General features: G+C 53.9%; 14 protein-coding genes, 1 tRNA gene and 2 rRNA genes. 13 read left to right on the top strand and 4 right to left on the bottom strand.

Annotated elements, in window-relative coordinates:
- Positions 1 to 5 precede the first annotated feature (5 nt).
- Together qseC and qseB are read right to left on the bottom strand one after the other, a co-directional pair.
- Positions 6 to 1,358 (bottom strand): quorum sensing histidine kinase QseC, encoded by a 1,353-nt coding sequence (gene qseC, locus GN242_RS21145; RefSeq protein WP_156288153.1) that lies wholly within the window; start codon positions 1,356 to 1,358, stop codon positions 6 to 8.
- Positions 1,355 to 2,017, bottom strand: a complete 663-nt coding sequence (qseB, locus tag GN242_RS21140) for a quorum sensing response regulator transcription factor QseB (protein WP_154753224.1) — start codon at positions 2,015 to 2,017, stop codon at positions 1,355 to 1,357. The genes qseC and qseB overlap by 4 nt, the downstream gene beginning before the upstream one ends.
- A gap of 223 nt (positions 2,018 to 2,240) precedes the next feature.
- Between qseB and GN242_RS21135 the strand changes: the two genes are divergently transcribed.
- A complete protein-coding gene (locus GN242_RS21135) occupies positions 2,241 to 2,639 on the top strand; it encodes a YgiW/YdeI family stress tolerance OB fold protein (RefSeq protein WP_195918377.1) in 399 nt (132 codons plus the stop codon).
- Here the strand turns inward: GN242_RS21135 and GN242_RS21130 are convergent.
- Positions 2,636 to 3,517, bottom strand: a complete 882-nt coding sequence (locus GN242_RS21130) for a LysR family transcriptional regulator (RefSeq protein WP_154753223.1) — start codon at positions 3,515 to 3,517, stop codon at positions 2,636 to 2,638. The two genes, GN242_RS21135 and GN242_RS21130, sit on opposite strands and share 4 nt — an antisense overlap.
- A gap of 104 nt (positions 3,518 to 3,621) precedes the next feature.
- On the opposite strand from GN242_RS21130, the gene budA reads away from it, so the two are divergent.
- From budA to rbsR, 9 genes are all read left to right on the top strand, one after another.
- Complete coding sequence (gene budA / locus GN242_RS21125; protein WP_154753222.1) at positions 3,622 to 4,404, top strand: acetolactate decarboxylase; 783 nt, start codon at positions 3,622 to 3,624, stop codon at positions 4,402 to 4,404.
- A gap of 14 nt (positions 4,405 to 4,418) precedes the next feature.
- A complete protein-coding gene (alsS, locus tag GN242_RS21120) occupies positions 4,419 to 6,098 on the top strand; it encodes an acetolactate synthase AlsS (protein ID WP_156288152.1) in 1,680 nt (559 codons plus the stop codon).
- A 36-nt stretch (positions 6,099 to 6,134) separates the two neighbouring features.
- Positions 6,135 to 6,908, top strand: coding sequence for a (S)-acetoin forming diacetyl reductase (locus GN242_RS21115; protein ID WP_154753220.1), 774 nt, complete (start codon positions 6,135 to 6,137; stop codon positions 6,906 to 6,908).
- 178 nt (positions 6,909 to 7,086) lie between these two features.
- A complete protein-coding gene (rbsD, locus tag GN242_RS21110) occupies positions 7,087 to 7,506 on the top strand; it encodes a D-ribose pyranase (protein WP_154753219.1) in 420 nt (139 codons plus the stop codon).
- A gap of 7 nt (positions 7,507 to 7,513) precedes the next feature.
- On the top strand, positions 7,514 to 9,019 hold the full coding sequence (gene rbsA, locus GN242_RS21105) for a ribose ABC transporter ATP-binding protein RbsA (RefSeq protein WP_154753218.1): 1,506 nt from the start codon (positions 7,514 to 7,516) through the stop codon (positions 9,017 to 9,019).
- A 2-nt stretch (positions 9,020 to 9,021) separates the two neighbouring features.
- A complete protein-coding gene (gene rbsC, locus GN242_RS21100; protein WP_154753217.1) occupies positions 9,022 to 9,990 on the top strand; it encodes a ribose ABC transporter permease in 969 nt (322 codons plus the stop codon).
- A 69-nt stretch (positions 9,991 to 10,059) separates the two neighbouring features.
- Positions 10,060 to 10,941, top strand: coding sequence for a ribose ABC transporter substrate-binding protein RbsB (gene rbsB, locus GN242_RS21095; protein WP_195918369.1), 882 nt, complete (start codon positions 10,060 to 10,062; stop codon positions 10,939 to 10,941).
- Between the two features lie 61 nt (positions 10,942 to 11,002).
- Positions 11,003 to 11,932 carry a ribokinase gene (rbsK, locus tag GN242_RS21090; RefSeq protein ID WP_154753475.1) on the top strand — a complete coding sequence of 310 codons (930 nt, stop codon included), beginning with the start codon at positions 11,003 to 11,005 and terminating at the stop codon, positions 11,930 to 11,932.
- Between the two features lie 2 nt (positions 11,933 to 11,934).
- Positions 11,935 to 12,945, top strand: coding sequence for a ribose operon transcriptional repressor RbsR (gene rbsR, locus GN242_RS21085; protein WP_156288151.1), 1,011 nt, complete (start codon positions 11,935 to 11,937; stop codon positions 12,943 to 12,945).
- Between the two features lie 19 nt (positions 12,946 to 12,964).
- On the opposite strand, the gene mdtD is transcribed toward rbsR, so the two are convergent.
- Positions 12,965 to 14,362, bottom strand: a complete 1,398-nt coding sequence (gene mdtD, locus GN242_RS21080; RefSeq protein ID WP_156288150.1) for a multidrug transporter subunit MdtD — start codon at positions 14,360 to 14,362, stop codon at positions 12,965 to 12,967.
- Positions 14,363 to 14,913: 551 nt separating this feature from the next.
- Here mdtD and GN242_RS21075 point away from each other — a divergent pair.
- The 3 genes from GN242_RS21075 (at position 14,914) to GN242_RS21065 (ending at position 19,729) form a co-directional block, all read left to right on the top strand.
- Positions 14,914 to 16,456: ribosomal RNA gene (locus GN242_RS21075) — 16S ribosomal RNA — on the top strand.
- 71 nt (positions 16,457 to 16,527) lie between these two features.
- Positions 16,528 to 16,603, top strand: a tRNA-Glu gene (locus GN242_RS21070).
- A 219-nt stretch (positions 16,604 to 16,822) separates the two neighbouring features.
- A 23S ribosomal RNA gene (locus tag GN242_RS21065) occupies positions 16,823 to 19,729 on the top strand.
- The 16S and 23S rRNA genes sit together here with 1 tRNA gene alongside, the layout of an rRNA operon.
- The last annotated feature ends 66 nt before the right edge of the window (positions 19,730 to 19,795 follow it).

Here is a 19,795-nt window from a genome sequence, read left to right as displayed (position 1 = left end):
CCGGATTATCCACGTAAGTTGACCGTCACCGCAAGCCCGCCTTCCTGACGATTGTTCATCGTTACCGTCATACCGTGCAGACGGGCAATATGATGAACGATCGACAAGCCTAATCCGCTGCCGGACTGCTGTTGTCCCGGCGGGCGGTAGAAACGCTCTCCTATCCGTGCCAGCGCTTCCGGGCTGACACCCGGCCCGCTGTCCAGCACCTGTAAAGCGTCGGACGTCAGTTTCAGCCAAACCCGGGTGCCTGGCGGACTGTAGCGAATGGCGTTATCCAGCAGATTGCGAACCAGCAGAGCCAGCAGCAGCGGATGACCCTGCCGGATTATGGGGGTATCGGAGGCATCCAGCGCCAGTTCCACCTTTGCCGCCTGCGCTGCTGCATAGTGTTCGACAACCGCATTTTGCGCGATCTGCTGCCACTGCACGCTCTGTGTTTCCAGATCCTCACCGGCATCAAGACGCGACAGCGTGAGCAGCTGATCCACCAGCCGGGTGGCCCGGTCGATCCCTGCATCCAGACTGGTCAGTGCGTGGTGGCGAACTGCGGCATCGTCATGGGCCAGTTGGGCAACCTCCGTTTGTACTTTTAACGCCGCCAGCGGGCTGCGTAGTTCGTGTGCAGCATCCGAGGTAAAGCGACGTTCGCGTATCAGCATCTCACCGATGCGGTGAAACAGCAGATTCAGCTCGGTAAGCAGCGGACGCACCTCCTGCGGAACGCGGCGGGCGGTAAGGGGGGTGAGGTCATCCGGTGCGCGCTGTCGTAGCTGCCGGGCGATCTGTTTTAACGGTGCCAGTTCACGGGTAACCAGCCACAGCATCAACAGCAGCATTACAGGCAGTGCCACCAGCCACGGCATCAGGTTGGTCTTAACCAGATCGCGGGTCATATCATCGCGATATTCCCACTCCTGTCCGACTACCACCACATAGCGATCGTCCGGCGTACGCAGCCACACCATGCGCCAGCGATCATCATCACCGCGCAGACGACCATCAACAAAACCATCCCGCTGATAGTCAAAAATAAAATCCCGGCCATTATCACCATCGTTCATCAACATCTGGCCGTCACGGCGAAATATGGCAAAGGCCAGGGCATCATCATCCTGATTGCCACGGTTGTGACGCAGCATTTTTTTAGTTTTCGGCAGCGTCAGGGTTTGCTGATCGCCCTGTTCCGGGTTCAGAGTGGTCAGCCGTTTAGCGAACAGCATTTGCTGAGTATCAAACAGCTGGTTGATATTGTGGCGGGTTTGCCACCAGGCACCGATGGCCGCTGCACCCCAGCACAGCAGGCTCAGTAATAAAAAACCCAGCATCAGGCGCAGGCGCAGGCTTTGCAGCATCATGGTGCGGCTCCCAGCGTATAGCCCACGCCATGAATAGTGCGTATAAAGTCGCTGCCCAGTTTTTTACGCAGGTGGTGGATATGCACCTCCACGGCATTGCTGGAAACATCGTCATCCCAGCCGTAGAGTTTCTCTTCCAGCTGTGAGCGGGTCAGAACCCGTCCGGCATTAAGCAGAAACAGCTCCAGCAGCGCCAGTTCCCGCGCCGTTAATATCAGCGGTGCGCCGTTCAGCGTGACGGTATGGGAACCCGGCTCCATCACCAGGTTGCCGTGTTGCAGCGTTGGCTGAAGCTGACCGTGACGGCGGCGGATAAGTGCCTGTAACCGCGCCGCCACCTCGCTAAGGGCAAAGGGTTTGCACAGGTAATCATCAGCCCCCTGCTGTAGCCCGCTGACGCGTTGTTCCAGCGCATCGCGCGCCGTCAAGATCAGTACCGGCTCATCGCGTCCCTGCTGTCGCCACTGGCGTAATATCTCCAGCCCGTCAATTTCCGGCAGGCTGAGATCCAGCACAACCGCATCATAAGGTGCAGAACTCAATGCCCGCAGCCCCTCATTACCCTGGGTGAACCAGTCGACGCTAAAACCCAGTTTGGTTAATCCGGCTTTAATGCCATCGCCAATCAGGCGGTCATCTTCGATTAATAGAATTCGCATGATTTATCCTTTGCTGTTAACCACGTATATACTCAATCACACGGCGGCTTGTACAGTAACGATCGACGATTTTCGCCACTTTTCGTCAATTTAAAACAATAAAGTTACGATGAAAGAGTTCTTAAGATCCTGTTAAGATCTGTTTGTTGTAATGCTTTCCGTAAAGAGGTTACCGGGCAGGTTTGACTGCTCAACTGCATAAGGAAAAGTGAAAATGAAAATGATGAAAAAAACAGCAGCTTTACTGGCAATCACCACCCTGATGTCAATGCCGGTGCTGGCAGCCCAGAGCGGTGGTTTTGTAGACCCGAATGCTCCCACAACTCAGATGCAGAGAGGCGGCTTTAGCGGCCCGAACGGTACCGTTGCCACGGTAAAACAGGCGCAGGATATGAGGGACGATGCCTGGGTGACAATGCGTGGCCATATTGAAAAGCGTATTGGCGATGAAGAGTACCTGTTCCGCGATGCCACCGGCACCATGACGGTCGAAATCGACGATAAGCGCTGGGATGGCCAGACTATTGGTCCAAAAGACCAGGTTGAGCTTCAGGGCAAGCTGGATAAAGACTTCAACTCGCTGGAGCTGGACGTTAAACACGTGCGTAAAATCGGCGGCTAATCGTCGGTCAGCATCATGACCAGGTGATGGACGGCGGGGGAGCGATCCCAGCGCCGCCAGGCCAGCGCGATATCACTGCCCAGCGCAGCATCCTCAATCTGATGGAAGCTGACGCCGGGCAGACTAATACAGCGCAGTGAGTCTGGCACCACGGTGATGCCAAATCCCGCAGCAACCATACTGATGCTTGATGAAATTTGCGGCGACTGCTGTACATCATCCGGCTGAAAACCAGCGCGCAGACAGGCGCTGATAATCAGTTCATACAGGCTGGGAGCAACCTCACGCGGAAACAGAATCAGCGGTTCTTCACGCAGCTGTGCCAGCGACAGGCAGGGAGTGTTACCAAGCCGGTGTCCGGCGGGTAGCACCAGCGCCATTTTCTCACTTGAGATAGCTTTCAGATTAAATGCCTTACTGCTCTCACAGGGCAGACGCACAAAGGCGGCATCCAGTAACCCCTCCTGCAAATCATGCATCAGCGAAGCCATGCTCTCTTCTTGCGGCAGTAAGATAATATCCGGGAAACGATCCTGGAAACTGCGCAGCAGCCGGAATATCTGCGGATGAAAGGCAGTAGAGCTGGCGATGCCAATCGACAGTTTTCCACTGATGCCGCGGGCTATCCCTTTCGCTTTCTCCAGCGCATGGCCGGTAAGCGCCAGGATCTGACAGGCATCCTGATAAAACGCTTCCCCGGCATCCGTCAGTTCCACTCCGCGCGTCAGTCTTTTCAACAGCGGGGTGCCGATCTCTTCTTCCAGTTTTTTGATTTGCTGACTCAGCGGAGGCTGTGAAATGCCAAGCATTTCTGCCGCCCGGGTGAAGTGCTTCGTCTCAGCAACCGCAACGAAATAACGTAGATACCGCAGTTCCATATCGAAAACGTCTCAAAGTGGGGAGTGTTCTATATTGGAATCCCGAACTGAATCGAGTCAACATTGATTCAATACTTCTTAACAGTTTAACGGGGAAGATGGCAATGACATATTCTGTAACTGATTGTTCATGTACGGAACAGCTGACTACTACGGTCAAAGGGATACAGAGGGAAAGGCCAGAAAGCGTAATCTATCAGACCTCCCTGATGAGTGCACTGCTAAGTGGTGTCTATGACGGTAGTACCACCGTGGCAGATCTGCTGAAGAACGGCGATTTTGGCCTGGGCACGTTCAATCAGTTAGATGGCGAGTTAATCGCTTTTAACCGCGAAGTGTACCAGCTACGTTCAGATGGCAGCGCTCGTGCCGCCAGCCAGGAGCAAAAATCACCGTTTGCAGTGATGACCTTCTTCCGTCCGCAGTATCAGCACCATTTCACCGGCCCGGTTGACCGCGCTGGTGTGCATCAGGTGATTGATCAGCAGGTTAGTTCTGATAACCAGTTCTGTGCACTGCGCCTCGATGGCCTGTTCAGCCGTGCGGAAACCCGCACCGTACCCTGCCAGCACCGTCCGTATAAATCGATGCCGGAAGTGCTCGGTAAGCAGCCCACTTTCCATTTTGAACAGCGCGAGGGCGTGCTGATTGGTTTCCGTACGCCGCAGTATATGCAGGGCATCAATGTGGCGGGCTATCACGAACACTTTATTACCGACGATCGCCAGGGTGGCGGTCATCTTCTGGACTATCAGCTTGATCACGGCACGCTGACTTTTGGTGAGATCAGCAAACTGGTGATTGACCTGCCCGGTGACAGTGATTTCCTGCGGGCGAATCTCAGCCCGGAAAATCTGGACTCCGCCATTCGCTCTGTTGAAAGCTGAAACGAGGAAGAAAAATGAAGAACAAAACTGAGATTCAACAGTGGGCACATGGTGCCGACCTGGTTGTAGCACAGCTGGAAGAGCAGGGCGTAAAACATGTCTTTGGCATTCCCGGTGCCAAAATCGACAAGGTGTTTGACTCATTACTCGATACTTCCGTGCAGACGATAGCCGTGCGTCATGAGGCGAACGCGGCATTTATGGCGGCTGCGGTGGGCAGGCTGACCGGAAAGGCCGGGGTTGCGCTGGTCACCTCAGGACCGGGATGTTCAAACCTGATCACCGGTATGGCGACTGCGACTACCGAGGGCGATCCCGTGGTGGCGCTGGGCGGAGCGGTAAAACGTGCTGATAGTGCGAAACAGGTGCATCAGAGCATGGATACCGTAGCGATGTTTCGTCCGGTCAGTAAATATGCGGTAGAGATAAGTTCTTCAGATGCTATTGCTGAAGTGATATCGAATGCCTTTCGTACTGCGGAGCAGGGACGCCCCGGCGGAGCTTTTGTCAGCCTGCCACAGGACATTATTAACGAACCCGCTCGCGGGCATCTGTTGAGCAGCAGCGGTCAGCTGTTGCTGGGGGCGGCGCCGGACGCTGCAATTGATGCCGTAGCGCAACAAATCGCGCAGGCAAAAAACCCGGTGCTGTTGCTGGGCCTGATGGCCAGCCAGCCTGCTAACAGTGATGCACTGCATCGGCTGCTGGAGCGTAGCCATATTCCGGTAACCAGTACCTACCAGGCGGCAGGCGCGGTGCGTCAGGAGCATTTTTCTCGTTTCGCAGGGCGAGTGGGTTTGTTTAACAATCAGGCTGGCGACAGGCTTCTGCGTGAGGCCGATCTGATTATTACCATCGGCTACAGCCCGGTGGAATACGAGCCTGCAATGTGGAACAGCGGTAAGGCAACGCTGGTACATATTGATGTGTTGCCTGCCGATACCGATAACTGCTATCAGCCCGATGCCGAACTGGTGGGTGATATCGCCGCCACTCTGGACAAACTGACCGCACGTATTACCGCGCCGCTTATTCTCAGTTCCCAGTCGGCAGCGATTTTGCAGGATCGTCAACAGCAGCGCGAACTGCTGGCGTTGCGCGGTCACCAGCTGAATCAATTCGCCCTGCATCCGTTACGGATCGTACGTGCGATGCAGGACATTATTAATAGTGACGTTACGCTGACGGTTGATATGGGGAGTTTCCATATATGGATCGCCCGTTACCTTTACAGCTTCCGGGCGCGTCAGATCATGATCTCTAACGGCCAGCAAACCATGGGTGTTGCGTTGCCCTGGGCCATCGGTGCCTGGCTGGTGGATCCGTCACGCAAAGTGGTGTCTGTTTCCGGCGACGGTGGTTTTCTGCAATCAAGTATGGAGCTGGAAACTGCGGTGCGTCTGGGGGCTAACCTGCTGCATATCATCTGGGTTGATGAGTGCTACAACATGGTAGCGATGCAGGAAGAGAAGAAATATAACCGGGTTTCCGGGGTGAAATTCGGTCCGATTGATTTTAAAGCTTACGCGGAGTCCTTTGGCGCTGCCGGATTTGCTGTGGAAAGTGCCGGGATGCTGGAACCGACGCTGCGTAAAGCGATGGATGTGCAGGGGCCGGCGGTAGTGGCGATACCGGTTGATTACGCCGACAACCATCTGCTGATGGGTCAGCTGCATCTCAGTCAGATCTTGTGAACGTGGTAATTCCGTCAACGACAAGGAGTGAAGAATATGAAAAATAAAGTAGCCCTGGTGACTGGTGCCGGCCAGGGGATAGGCAGAGCAATAGCCCTGCGCCTGGCAAAAGATGGCTTCGCGGTAGCCGTTGCCGATTTTAATCAAGAGACCGCTCGCAAGGTCGCTGATGAGATCGCTCATACCGGCCGTAAAGCGGTGGCTGTAACGGTAGATGTCTCTAATCGTGAGCAATTTTTTGCCGCGGTTGAAAAAGCACGTACTGCACTGGGCGGTTTTGATGTCATCGTTAATAACGCTGGTGTGGCACCGACCACTCTGATTGAAGAGATCACCCCCGAAATCGTCGATAAAGTCTACGGTGTGAATGTTAAAGGGGTGATCTGGGGCATGCAGGCGGCAATTAAAGCCTTTAAGGCTGAAGGGCACGGCGGCAAAATTATTAATGCGTCATCCCAGGCCGGACATGTCGGTAATCCTGAACTGGCTGTGTACAGTTCGAGTAAGTTTGCCGTGCGCGGGCTGACGCAGACCGCAGCCCGTGACCTCGCTCACCTTGGGATCACTGTTAACGGCTATTGCCCCGGTATCGTGAAAACCCCGATGTGGGAAGAGATCGATCGCCAGGTTTCAGAAGCGGCAGGTAAACCACTGGGCTACGGTACCGCAGAGTTTGCGAAAAATATCACGCTGGGCCGCCTGTCTGAGCCTGAAGATGTCGCTGCCTGCGTCGCCTTCCTGGCCGGGCCAGACTCAGACTATATGACCGGGCAGTCACTGTTAATCGACGGTGGTATGGTCTTTAATTAATTCCTTCCTGGCCCTTTACCGGTAACATAAAAGGGCCATTTTCAGCCTTAAAACAAATCCTCCCCCAGCGTCAGCGAAACGTTTCGATGGCGATCACATTTTCAGCACATGGTGATTGTGTTCCCCCGGCCATTTCTTACACTGCCAATCAGCGAAACGTTTCGCTCTGGAGTGAATAATGAAAAAAGGCACCTTACTGAATTCTGATATCTCATCCGTGATTGCACGTCTCGGCCATACCGACAGCATTGTCATTGGTGATGCCGGGCTGCCAATTCCACAGGGGCCGCAGCGCATCGATCTGGCTATCACCCATGGAATTCCGACGTTTTTACAGGTCGCCAGGGCGGTCACCAGCGAGATGCAGGTTGAGAGTGCCATCATTGCGGAAGAGATTAAGCAGCACAATCCGCAGCTTCTTAGTGACCTGCTCGCTCTGCTCGACTTACTGCAACAACACCAGGGTAATACCATTGACATTCGTTATGTCAGTCACGAACAGTTCAAACAACAAACTCAGCGTAGTCATGCCGTCATTCGCAGCGGGGAGTGTTCTCCGTATGCGAATGTCATCCTGACCGCTGGCGTGACCTTCTGAGGCTGTTATGCAACCTTTACTGCAATTAAAAGGCATCGATAAGGCCTTCCCGGGCGTTAAAGCGCTATCGGGTGCGGCACTCTCCGTCTACCCTGGCCGTGTGATGGCGCTGGTAGGTGAGAATGGCGCGGGTAAATCGACCATGATGAAAGTACTGACCGGGATTTATGCCCGTGATGCGGGTACTTTTTCATGGCTGGGTCAGGAAACCACGTTCAGCGGGCCAAAAGAGTCTCAGGAAGCGGGTATCGGCATTATTCACCAGGAACTTAACCTGATCCCTCAGTTGAGCATTGCTGAAAACATCTTTCTCGGACGTGAATTTGTTAACCGCTTTGGCCGTATCCAGTGGAAAAAGATGTATGCCGAAGCTGATACGCTGCTGAAACGTCTTAATCTGCGCTTCAGTAGTCATAAGCTGGTGGGGGATCTGTCGATCGGCGACCAGCAGATGGTGGAGATTGCCAAAGTACTGAGCTTTGAATCCAAAGTGATCGTGATGGACGAACCGACGGATGCGCTGACAGATACCGAAACAGCTTCACTGTTCCGGGTTATCAACGAGCTTAAGGCGCAGGGCTGCGGCATTGTTTACATCTCTCATCGCATGAAAGAGATTTTCGAGGTCTGCGACGATGTCACCATTTTCCGCGACGGCCAGTTTATCGCAGAACGTGAAGTGGCCACGCTGACGGAAGAGTCGCTGATTGAAATGATGGTGGGCCGCAAGCTGGAAGAGCAGTATCCGCGCCTGGATAAAGCACCGGGCGAGGTGCGACTGAAAGTTGAGCATCTCAGCGGTTCCGGCGTTGAGGACGTGAGTTTTACCCTGCGTAAGGGTGAAATTTTGGGTGTGGCCGGGCTGATGGGCGCAGGCCGTACCGAACTGATGAAAGTGCTGTATGGCGCTCTGTCGCGCAGCGCGGGTAACGTTACGCTGGATGGTAAACCTATCGTTTCCCGTACCCCGGAAGAGGGGCTGGCTAACGGCATCGTCTATATCTCGGAAGACCGTAAACGCGACGGGCTGGTGCTGGGCATGTCGGTGAAAGAGAACATGTCCCTGACGGCACTTAACTATTTTAGTTACGGTGCAGGCCGCCTGAAACATGCGGAAGAGCAGCTGGCAGTTGGTGACTTTATTAAGTTGTTTAACGTGAAAACACCGTCCATGAACCAACCCATTGGGCTGCTTTCTGGTGGGAATCAGCAAAAAGTGGCGATAGCACGTGGGCTGATGACCAGGCCGAAAGTGCTGATCCTCGATGAGCCAACCCGTGGCGTTGACGTGGGGGCGAAAAAAGAGATTTATCAGCTGATTAACCAGTTTAAACAGGAAGGGTTGAGCATCATTCTCGTCTCCTCCGAAATGCCGGAAGTACTGGGTATGAGCGACCGCGTGCTGGTGATGCACGAAGGCCGCCTGAATGGTGACTTCCCGATTGAGCAAGCCTCGCAGGAAATTTTGATGGCGGCGGCAGTAGGTAAACAATACAGCGCGGAGCTGGCATAACTATGAGTACGCAAACAATCCCTTCACGTCGCCTGATCAGTAAGGCATGGCTGCTTGAGCAGAAATCGCTGATTGCGCTGGTAGTGCTGATTGCCATCGTTTCCAGCTTGAGCCCGAATTTTTTCACCGTGGCCAACCTGTTTAACATTCTGCAACAGACGTCAGTCAACGCGATTATGGCGGTGGGCATGACATTGGTGATCCTCACCTCTGGTATCGACCTGTCCGTTGGTTCGCTGCTGGCCCTGACCGGGGCGGTGGCCGCCTCGATTGTCGGGCTGGAAGTTAACGCGCTGGTGGCAGTGGCTGCTTCGCTGGCGCTGGGTGCCTTTATTGGGGCAATTACCGGTTCCATAGTCGCTAAAGGTAAAGTGCAGGCATTTATTGCCACGCTGGTGATGATGCTGCTGCTGCGCGGGGTGACAATGGTGTACACCAACGGCAGCCCGGTAAACACCGGATTCAGTGACAATGCCGACCTGTTTGGCTGGTTCGGTATCGGTCGCCCGCTGGGGGTTCCAACGCCGGTCTGGCTGATGGGCGTGGTGTTCCTCGCCGCCTGGTACATGCTGCATCACACGCGCCTTGGTCGTTATATCTATGCGCTGGGCGGTAACGAAGCGGCAACCCGTCTGTCAGGCATCAGCGTTAACCGTGTGAAAATTATCGTTTATGCACTGTGCGGCATGCTGGCGGCACTGGCTGGTACCATCGAAGTTGCTCGTCTCTCTTCGGCGCAGCCGACGGCCGGTACCGGCTATGAGCTGGATGCGATTGCAGCAGTGGTACTGGGCGGAACCAGCCTCGCTGGCGGTAAAGGCCGGATTATGGGCACGTTGATTGGTGCGCTAATCTTAGGCTTCCTGAATAACGGGCTGAACCTGCTCGGTGTTTCCTCTTACTACCAAATGATCGTCAAAGCTGTGGTGATTTTGCTGGCGGTGCTGGTAGATAACAAAAGCAGTAAATAAAACTCTTTACCCATCATTCTTGTAGCTACGGCTCCAATAATTTTGGGTATACCCTCACAGGATATAAAGATGAAGATGAAAAAACTGACTGCACTGGCCGTACTGTTAAGCGCCACTCTGAGCGCAAACGCAATGGCAAAAGATACCATTGCGCTGGTGGTATCTACCCTGAATAACCCGTTCTTCGTGTCGCTGAAAGATGGAGCGCAGAAAGAGGCGGATAAACTGGGCTACAACCTGGTGGTGCTCGACTCCCAGAACAACCCGGCGAAAGAACTGGCTAACGTGCAGGATCTGACCGTACGCGGTACCAAACTGGTGCTGATTAACCCAACGGATTCTGATGCGGTAGGCAACGCGGTGAAAATGGCTAACCAGGCCAAGATTCCTGTGATCACCCTTGACCGTGTTGCGGCACAGGGCACCGTGGTGAGTCATGTGGCTTCTGATAACCGTTTCGGTGGCAAAATGGCCGGTGACTTTATCGCTAAGAAAATCGGCGATAACGCAAAAATCATTGAGCTTCAGGGCATTGCCGGGACTTCCGCGGCACGTGAACGTGGTGAAGGCTTCAAGCAGGCTGCCGATGCACACAAATTCAATATCCTTGCCAGCCAGCCGGCTGACTTTGACCGCACCAAGGGCCTGAACGTGATGCAAAACCTGCTGACCGCTCACCCGGATGTGCAGGCTGTATTTGCCCAGAACGACGAAATGGCGCTGGGTGCCCTGCGTGCATTACAAACTGCGGGTAAATCTGATGTCCTGGTAGTAGGCTTTGATGGAACTCCGGATGGGATCAAAGCGGTTGAAGGCGGCAAACTGGCTGCAACCGTCGCTCAGTTACCAGAGCAGATCGGCGTTATCGGCGTTCAGACGGCTGATAAAGTGCTGAAGGGCCAGAAAGTTCAGGCTATCAATCCGGTTGACCTGAAACTGGTCACCAAATAAATCAAAGAAAAGCATGGCACGCGCCACCCTCGGGTGGCGCACTTATCTGGACGATCCCCTTATGATGAAAACTGGCAAACTGGCTGTCCTCGGCAGCATTAATGCAGATCACATTCTCAATCTGACGCATTTTCCGCGTCCGGGTGAAACGGTGATCGGGAAGCAGTATCAGGTCGCATTCGGAGGGAAAGGGGCAAACCAGGCCGTTGCCGCCGGACGCAGTGGTGCAGAGATTGCATTTATCGCCTGTGTAGGTGAAGACGATATTGGCGAACGCATTCGCCAGCAGCTGGCTAAAGATCGTATTGACGTCAGCCCGGTGGAAGTGGTGGCCGATGATTCGACCGGTGTTGCACTGATTTTTGTTAATGGTGAAGGTGAGAATACGATAGGTATTCACGCTGGCGCCAATGCAGCCCTGACGCCCGCGCGCGTAGAGAAACACCAGCAGGTGATTGCGGACGCCGCAGCGCTGTTGATGCAGCTGGAGTCGCCGCTGGAAAGCGTACTGGCGGCTGCGCAGATTGCACATCAGCATCACACTCAGGTGATTTTAAACCCTGCTCCGGCGACAGAACTCTCTGATGAGCTGTTATCGCTGGTAGATATGATTACCCCGAATGAAACCGAAGCGCAGATCCTGACCGGCGTGGCGGTAAACAGTGATGAAGACGCTGCGCGTGCAGCGGAAGTGTTGCATAAGAAAGGGATCGGCACCGTACTGATTACCCTTGGTAGCCGTGGCGTATGGCTAAGTGAGCAGGGCAGGGGCCAGCGTATTCCCGGTTTCCGTGTGGAAGCGGTTGATACTATTGCTGCGGGCGACACCTTCAATGGTGCGCTGATCACTGCGCTGCTTGAGCAGCGGCCGATGGCAGAAGCAGTACGTTTTGCCCATGCAGCGGCAGCCATTGCCGTGACGCGCCGTGGTGCGCAACCCTCCGTTCCATGGCGTGAAGAGATAGACAGCTTCTTGCAGCAGCAGGAGTAGATGTGGCAACAATGAAAGATGTCGCCCGCCTGGCGGGCGTTTCAACTTCCACCGTATCTCACGTGATCAATAACAACCGTTTCGTTAGTGAAGCGGTTCGTGAAAAAGTGACCACGGCGATAAGCCAGTTGAATTACGCACCTTCTGCGCTGGCCCGCAGCCTTAAGCTTAATCAGACACATACTATTGGTATGCTGCTGACGGCCAGTAGTAACCCTTTCTATTCCGAGGTGGTTCGTGGTGTGGAGCGCAGCTGCTATGAGCGTGGTTATAGCCTGGTGTTGTGCAACACCGAGGGTGATGAAGATCGTATGAATCGCAGCCTTGAAACACTGCTACAAAAGCGTGTTGATGGGTTACTGATCATGTGTACCGAAAGCCATCTGCCCTCAGCTGAACTGCTGCATCGCTATCCCACTATTCCATCCGTGATGATGGACTGGGCACCGTTTGAAGGTGGCAGCGATATTATTCAGGACAACTCCCTCCTGGGTGGAGAGATGGCAACGCGGCACCTTATCTCACGTGGCTATACGCGCATTGCCTGTATCGCCGGGCCTCAGGATAAAACTCCGGCTCGTCTGCGTCTTGAGGGGTATCAACAGGCGATGGCCAGCGCGGGTTTAGTCATACCGCCGGGCTATATTGTCAGCAGTGATTTTGAATTTCAGGGCGGATTTAACGCTATGAATACACTGCTGGCTCTCGACTCCCCGCCTCAGGCCGTCTTTACCTGTAATGATGCGATGGCGGTTGGTGTCTATCACGCGCTCTATCTGGCGGGAATGCATATCCCACAGGATATAGCTGTGATGGGTTACGATGATATCGAGCTGGCGCGCTATATGACCCCGCCCCTCAGTACCGTTCATCAGCCTAAGGATGAACTGGGAGAGTTGGCGATCGATGCACTGTTACACCGTCTGGCCGATCCGACCGCCAGCCCGCAATTGCTGGTGCTGACGCCGGAACTGATGGTGCGCGCTTCTGTCGGTAATCTTCGGGAGGCGTAAGCGTTGCACCAGGCAGCGTTTATGCTTTTTTCTTATCGCGGTCGCTAATCAGATTGCGACCATCCCCCGGTTTCAGCAACAGGAACACCAGCGCCGACAGTATGGTAATTCCCCCCATCGTCAGGAAGGTGGCGTGGAAGTGCTGGAGCGTCGTGCCCTCAAAGTTCTCATAAAAGCGCAGTACCGCAGCGCTCACTGCCACACCAAAGCCAATCGCCAGCTGTTGAGTCACCGCCAGCATACTGTTGCCGCTACTGGCGTTGCCATCCGTCAGGTCAGCGAGAGTGATGGTATTCATTGCGGTAAACTGCGTCGACATCGCCATACCCAGAATAAACAGTGGGATCAGCAGTGCCAGCATGTTCCAGCCCGGAACCTGCACGGCAAAGGTTGCGATCAGTACGCCGATAATCATGCTGATCCCGACCAGGGTTTTACGATAACCAAACCAGCGCAGCACTTGGGTAACCGTTGACTTCGCCAGAATAGAACCCAGGGCTGTGGGGGCAACCATGCAGCCTGCCAGTAGTGCCGTGTAGCCAAAGCCGACCTGTAACATCAGCGGCATCAGAAAGGGGATACAGCCGGTGCCGAGTCTTGAGGCAATGTTTCCTATAATGCCGACTGAAAAGGTACGTGTCTTAAACATGGGTAGTGGAAGTAGCGGAGAGGGGTGACGTCGTGCATGTACTATATATAGAAGCAACAGTACGATGCCCGCCAGTAAAACCACCAGAGCAATGACACTCGACACTACACGTTCACCAAATAATTCAATGCCGCTAGAAATACCTACCAGACCTAAACCAAACAGCAGGAAACCGAGCAGGTCGAAGCGCCGTTTAGGCGTAGTGAAGTCCGGCATATACTTTCGCGCATAGAAAATGCCAAGAATACCGATAGGAATGTTAATCAGGAAAATCCAGTGCCATGTTGCCCAGGTTACCAGTACGCCGCCCAGCAGTGGTCCCAGCACCGGACCAATTAACCCCGGCATGGTGACGAAGTTGAGTACAGGTAGCAGCTCACTGCGGGGATAGGCTCTTAACAAAGCAAGGCGTGCCACCGGCATCATCATTGCGCCACCAACTCCCTGTATTATTCGAGAGCCAACCAGCATCGCCAGCGAACCAGAGAGTGCGCAGGCAAGTGAACCCAGTGAAAAAAGAAACACAGCAGCAATAAACACCTTTCGGGTACCAAAGCGATCGGCCAGCCAGCCACTAACCGGAATCAGCATCGCAACGGTTAAGGTATAACTGATAACGGCAGACTGCATCGCCAGAGGCGAGCGATCCAGACTGTGGGCGATAGCAGGAAGAGCAGTATTCAAAATGGTGGCATCAAGTGCCTGCATAAAGAAGGCCATGGCGGCGATCCATGGAAGTCCGGCCATACTGCGCGCGGATTTAATCATTGGTTTCCCTTTCTTGTGTGAGTATGGCCAGGAAAATTCCCTGAGATGCAGAAAGAATAGCATCTCATTTTTGTTTTCAGATCTGGTCTTCCCCTGTTTTTGGTCAGGAAACGCTTATTTTTCGCCCTGAATATGTGTTCTTTTGGCGCTTCTGATGAAAAAAGAGGCGCTCAGTCATTTTTTTGCAATAAACACTTGTCACCCGCCAGAAAATCCCTATACTGCGCCTCCACTGACACGGAACAACGGCTTACGGGCTACCGGGTCAGAAGCGTCAGGTAACTGATAGCGCCGGAAAAACTTCTCAAAAAGAAGTTGACTCCGAAGGAGGAAAGCGTAATATACGCCACCTCGCAACTGATGCTTCAGGCACTGATTGCACCGCTCTTTAACAATTTATCAGACAATCTGTGTGGGCACTCGCAGGATTGATATCAAGACACCTCCGGGTGTCGAAAAAATATCAAGTCTTAAGAGTGAACACATAATGAAATTCATTATGACGTTTTACACTTGAGCATCGCTGCACTTGTTGCAGCAAATCGAACTTTTAATTGAAGAGTTTGATCATGGCTCAGATTGAACGCTGGCGGCAGGCCTAACACATGCAAGTCGGACGGTAGCACAGAGGAGCTTGCTCCTTGGGTGACGAGTGGCGGACGGGTGAGTAATGCCTGGGAAACTGCCCGATGGAGGGGGATAACCACTGGAAACGGTGGCTAATACCGCATAACGTCTTCGGACCAAAGTGGGGGACCTTCGGGCCTCACACCATCGGATGTGCCCAGGTGGGATTAGCTAGTAGGTGAGGTAACGGCTCACCTAGGCGACGATCCCTAGCTGGTCTGAGAGGATGACCAGCCACACTGGGACTGAGACACGGCCCAGACTCCTACGGGAGGCAGCAGTGGGGAATATTGCACAATGGGCGCAAGCCTGATGCAGCCATGCCGCGTGTATGAAGAAGGCCTTCGGGTTGTAAAGTACTTTCAGTGGGGAGGAAGGCAGAGAAGTTAATAGCTTCGCTGATTGACGTTACCCGCAGAAGAAGCACCGGCTAACTCCGTGCCAGCAGCCGCGGTAATACGGAGGGTGCAAGCGTTAATCGGAATTACTGGGCGTAAAGCGCACGCAGGCGGTCTGTCAAGTCGGATGTGAAATCCCCGGGCTCAACCTGGGAACTGCATCCGAAACTGGCAGGCTAGAGTCTTGTAGAGGGGGGTAGAATTCCAGGTGTAGCGGTGAAATGCGTAGAGATCTGGAGGAATACCGGTGGCGAAGGCGGCCCCCTGGACAAAGACTGACGCTCAGGTGCGAAAGCGTGGGGAGCAAACAGGATTAGATACCCTGGTAGTCCACGCCGTAAACGATGTCGACTTGGAGGTTGTGCCCTTGAGGCGTGGCTTCCGGAGCTAACGCGTTAAGTCGACCGCCTGGGGAGTACGGCCGCAAGGTTAAAACTCAAATGAATTGACGGGGGCCCGCACAAGCGGTGGAGCATGTGGTTTAATTCGATGCAACGCGAAGAACCTTACCTGGCCTTGACATCCACGGAATTTTGCAGAGATGCGAAAGTGCCTTCGGGAACCGTGAGACAGGTGCTGCATGGCTGTCGTCAGCTCGTGTTGTGAAATGTTGGGTTAAGTCCCGCAACGAGCGCAACCCTTATCCTTTGTTGCCAGCGGGTAATGCCGGGAACTCAAAGGAGACTGCCGGTGATAAACCGGAGGAAGGTGGGGATGACGTCAAGTCATCATGGCCCTTACGGCCAGGGCTACACACGTGCTACAATGGCGCATACAAAGAGAAGCGACCTCGCGAGAGCAAGCGGACCTCATAAAGTGCGTCGTAGTCCGGATCGGAGTCTGCAACTCGACTCCGTGAAGTCGGAATCGCTAGTAATCGTAGATCAGAATGCTACGGTGAATACGTTCCCGGGCCTTGTACACACCGCCCGTCACACCATGGGAGTGGGTTGCAAAAGAAGTAGGTAGCTTAACCTTCGGGAGGGCGCTTACCACTTTGTGATTCATGACTGGGGTGAAGTCGTAACAAGGTAACCGTAGGGGAACCTGCGGTTGGATCACCTCCTTACCTGAAGATACCTTCCCGCGCAGTGTCCACACAGATTGTCTGATAGAAGTAACGAGCAAAGTAGTACCCGAGTCCCCATCGTCTAGAGGCCCAGGACACTGCCCTTTCACGGCTGTAACAGGGGTTCGAATCCCCTTGGGGACGCCATACCGGTAACGACGTGAAAGACGTTGCCACCCAGTATCTCAAAGCTGACTTTAACGAGTCATGTTTGAGATATTTGCTCTTTAACAATCCGGAACAAGCTGAAAATTGAAACGACATGTCGTTTTCATTCTCCGTAAATAAGAATGAAATAACGATATGTTCGAGTCTCTCAAATGCTCGCAACAGCAATGTGTCCTCCGGGACGCTTGTGGGTTGTGAGGTTAAGCGACTAAGCGTACACGGTGGATGCCTAGGCAGTCAGAGGCGATGAAGGGCGTGCTAATCTGCGATAAGCGTCGGTAAGGTGATATGAACCGCAACAGCCGACGATACCCGAATGGGGAAACCCAGTGTGCTCCGGCACACTATCATGTCATGAATACATAGTGGCATGAGGCGAACCGGGGGAACTGAAACATCTAAGTACCCCGAGGAAAAGAAATCAACCGAGATTCCCCCAGTAGCGGCGAGCGAACGGGGAACAGCCCAGAACCTGAATCAGTTTGTGCATTAGTGGAAGCGTCTGGAAAGTCGCAGGGTACAGGGTGATACTCCCGTACACAAAAATGCACTTGCTGTGAGTTCGATGAGTAGGGCGGGACACGTGACATCCTGTCTGAATATGGGGGGACCATCCTCCAAGGCTAAATACTCCTGACTGACCGATAGTGAACCAGTACCGTGAGGGAAAGGCGAAAAGAACCCCGGCGAGGGGAGTGAAAAAGAACCTGAAACCGTGTACGTACAAGCAGTGGGAGCACCTTCGTGGTGTGACTGCGTACCTTTTGTATAATGGGTCAGCGACTTATATTCTGTAGCAAGGTTAACCGTATAGGGGAGCCGCAGGGAAACCGAGTCTTAACTGGGCGTTAAGTTGCAGGGTATAGACCCGAAACCCGGTGATCTAGCCATGGGCAGGTTGAAGGTTGGGTAACACTAACTGGAGGACCGAACCGACTAATGTTGAAAAATTAGCGGATGACTTGTGGCTGGGGGTGAAAGGCCAATCAAACCGGGAGATAGCTGGTTCTCCCCGAAAGCTATTTAGGTAGCGCCTCGTGAACTCATCTCCGGGGGTAGAGCACTGTTTCGGCTAGGGGGCCATCCCGGCTTACCAACCCGATGCAAACTGCGAATACCGGAGAATGTTATCACGGGAGACACACGGCGGGTGCTAACGTCCGTCGTGAAGAGGGAAACAACCCAGACCGCCAGCTAAGGTCCCAAAGTCATGGTTAAGTGGGAAACGATGTGGGAAGGCACAGACAGCCAGGATGTTGGCTTAGAAGCAGCCATCATTTAAAGAAAGCGTAATAGCTCACTGGTCGAGTCGGCCTGCGCGGAAGATGTAACGGGGCTAAACCATGCACCGAAGCTGCGGCAGCGATACGCAAGTATTGTTGGGTAGGGGAGCGTTCTGTAAGCCGTCGAAGGTGGCCTGTGAGGGCTGCTGGAGGTATCAGAAGTGCGAATGCTGACATAAGTAACGATAAAGCGGGTGAAAAGCCCGCTCGCCGGAAGACCAAGGGTTCCTGTCCAACGTTAATCGGGGCAGGGTGAGTCGACCCCTAAGGCGAGGCCGAAAGGCGTAGTCGATGGGAAACGGGTTAATATTCCCGTACTGGGTGTTACTGCGAAGGGGGGACGGAGAAGGCTATGTTAGCCGGGCGACGGTTGTCCCGGTTTAAGCATGTAGGCTTGAGTTCCAGGCAAATCCGGAACTCTTTAAGGCTGAGGTGTGATGACGAGGCACTACGGTGCTGAAGTAACAAATGCCCTGCTTCCAGGAAAAGCCTCTAAGCATCAGGTAACACCGAATCGTACCCCAAACCGACACAGGTGGTCAGGTAGAGAATACCAAGGCGCTTGAGAGAACTCGGGTGAAGGAACTAGGCAAAATGGTGCCGTAACTTCGGGAGAAGGCACGCTGGCGCGTAGGTGAAGGGACTTGCTCCCGGAGCTGAAGCCAGTCGAAGATACCAGCTGGCTGCAACTGTTTATTAAAAACACAGCACTGTGCAAACACGAAAGTGGACGTATACGGTGTGACGCCTGCCCGGTGCCGGAAGGTTAATTGATGGGGTTATCCGCAAGGAGAAGCTCTTGATCGAAGCCCCGGTAAACGGCGGCCGTAACTATAACGGTCCTAAGGTAGCGAAATTCCTTGTCGGGTAAGTTCCGACCTGCACGAATGGCGTAATGATGGCCAGGCTGTCTCCACCCGAGACTCAGTGAAATTGAACTCGCTGTGAAGATGCAGTGTACCCGCGGCAAGACGGAAAGACCCCGTGAACCTTTACTACAGCTTGACACTGAACATTGAGCCTTGATGTGTAGGATAGGTGGGAGGCTTTGAAGCGTGGACGCCAGTCTGCGTGGAGCCAACCTTGAAATACCACCCTTTAACGTTTGATGTTCTAACCTGGCGCCGTGATCCGGCGTGGGGACAGTGTCTGGTGGGTAGTTTGACTGGGGCGGTCTCCTCCTAAAGAGTAACGGAGGAGCACGAAGGTCAGCTAATCACGGTCGGACATCGTGAGGTTAGTGCAATGGCATAAGCTGGCTTGACTGCGAGAGTGACGGCTCGAGCAGGTGCGAAAGCAGGTCATAGTGATCCGGTGGTTCTGAATGGAAGGGCCATCGCTCAACGGATAAAAGGTACTCCGGGGATAACAGGCTGATACCGCCCAAGAGTTCATATCGACGGCGGTGTTTGGCACCTCGATGTCGGCTCATCACATCCTGGGGCTGAAGTAGGTCCCAAGGGTACGGCTGTTCGCCGTTTAAAGTGGTACGCGAGCTGGGTTTAGAACGTCGTGAGACAGTTCGGTCCCTATCTGCCGTGGGCGCTGGAGAATTGAGAGGGGTTGCTCCTAGTACGAGAGGACCGGAGTGAACGCACCACTGGTGTTCGGGTTGTCATGCCAATGGCATTGCCCGGTAGCTAAGTGCGGAAAAGATAAGCGCTGAAAGCATCTAAGCGCGAAACTTGCCTCGAGATGAATTCTCCCTGACTCCTTGAGAGTCCTGAAGGGACGTTGAAGACTACGACGTTGATAGGCCGGGTGTGTAAGCGCAGCGATGCGTTGAGCTAACCGGTACTAATGACCCGTGAGGCTTAACCTTACAACGCCAGAAGCGTTCTGGTGAGCGTTATGAGAGACGCGAAGACGATTTTCAGCCTGTACCGGA

The organism is Erwinia sorbitola (assembly GCF_009738185.1).
In the GTDB taxonomy this organism is placed as follows: Bacteria; Pseudomonadota; Gammaproteobacteria; order Enterobacterales; family Enterobacteriaceae; genus Erwinia; species Erwinia sorbitola.
Note: the sequence above shows the minus strand (reverse complement) of the source record. Positions and strands in the feature narration are given on the sequence as shown.

Coding starts and splice junctions, on each gene's coding strand:
- qseC (WP_156288153.1), bottom strand. CDS start 1,358: ATGATGCTGCAAAGCCTGCGCCTGCGCCTGATGCTGGGTTTTTTATTA.
- qseB (WP_154753224.1), bottom strand. CDS start 2,017: ATGCGAATTCTATTAATCGAAGATGACCGCCTGATTGGCGATGGCATT.
- GN242_RS21135 (WP_195918377.1), top strand. CDS start 2,241: ATGAAAAAAACAGCAGCTTTACTGGCAATCACCACCCTGATGTCAATG.
- GN242_RS21130 (WP_154753223.1), bottom strand. CDS start 3,517: ATGGAACTGCGGTATCTACGTTATTTCGTTGCGGTTGCTGAGACGAAG.
- budA (WP_154753222.1), top strand. CDS start 3,622: ATGACATATTCTGTAACTGATTGTTCATGTACGGAACAGCTGACTACT.
- alsS (WP_156288152.1), top strand. CDS start 4,419: ATGAAGAACAAAACTGAGATTCAACAGTGGGCACATGGTGCCGACCTG.
- GN242_RS21115 (WP_154753220.1), top strand. CDS start 6,135: ATGAAAAATAAAGTAGCCCTGGTGACTGGTGCCGGCCAGGGGATAGGC.
- rbsD (WP_154753219.1), top strand. CDS start 7,087: ATGAAAAAAGGCACCTTACTGAATTCTGATATCTCATCCGTGATTGCA.
- rbsA (WP_154753218.1), top strand. CDS start 7,514: ATGCAACCTTTACTGCAATTAAAAGGCATCGATAAGGCCTTCCCGGGC.
- rbsC (WP_154753217.1), top strand. CDS start 9,022: ATGAGTACGCAAACAATCCCTTCACGTCGCCTGATCAGTAAGGCATGG.
- rbsB (WP_195918369.1), top strand. CDS start 10,060: ATGAAGATGAAAAAACTGACTGCACTGGCCGTACTGTTAAGCGCCACT.
- rbsK (WP_154753475.1), top strand. CDS start 11,003: ATGATGAAAACTGGCAAACTGGCTGTCCTCGGCAGCATTAATGCAGAT.
- mdtD (WP_156288150.1), bottom strand. CDS start 14,362: ATGATTAAATCCGCGCGCAGTATGGCCGGACTTCCATGGATCGCCGCC.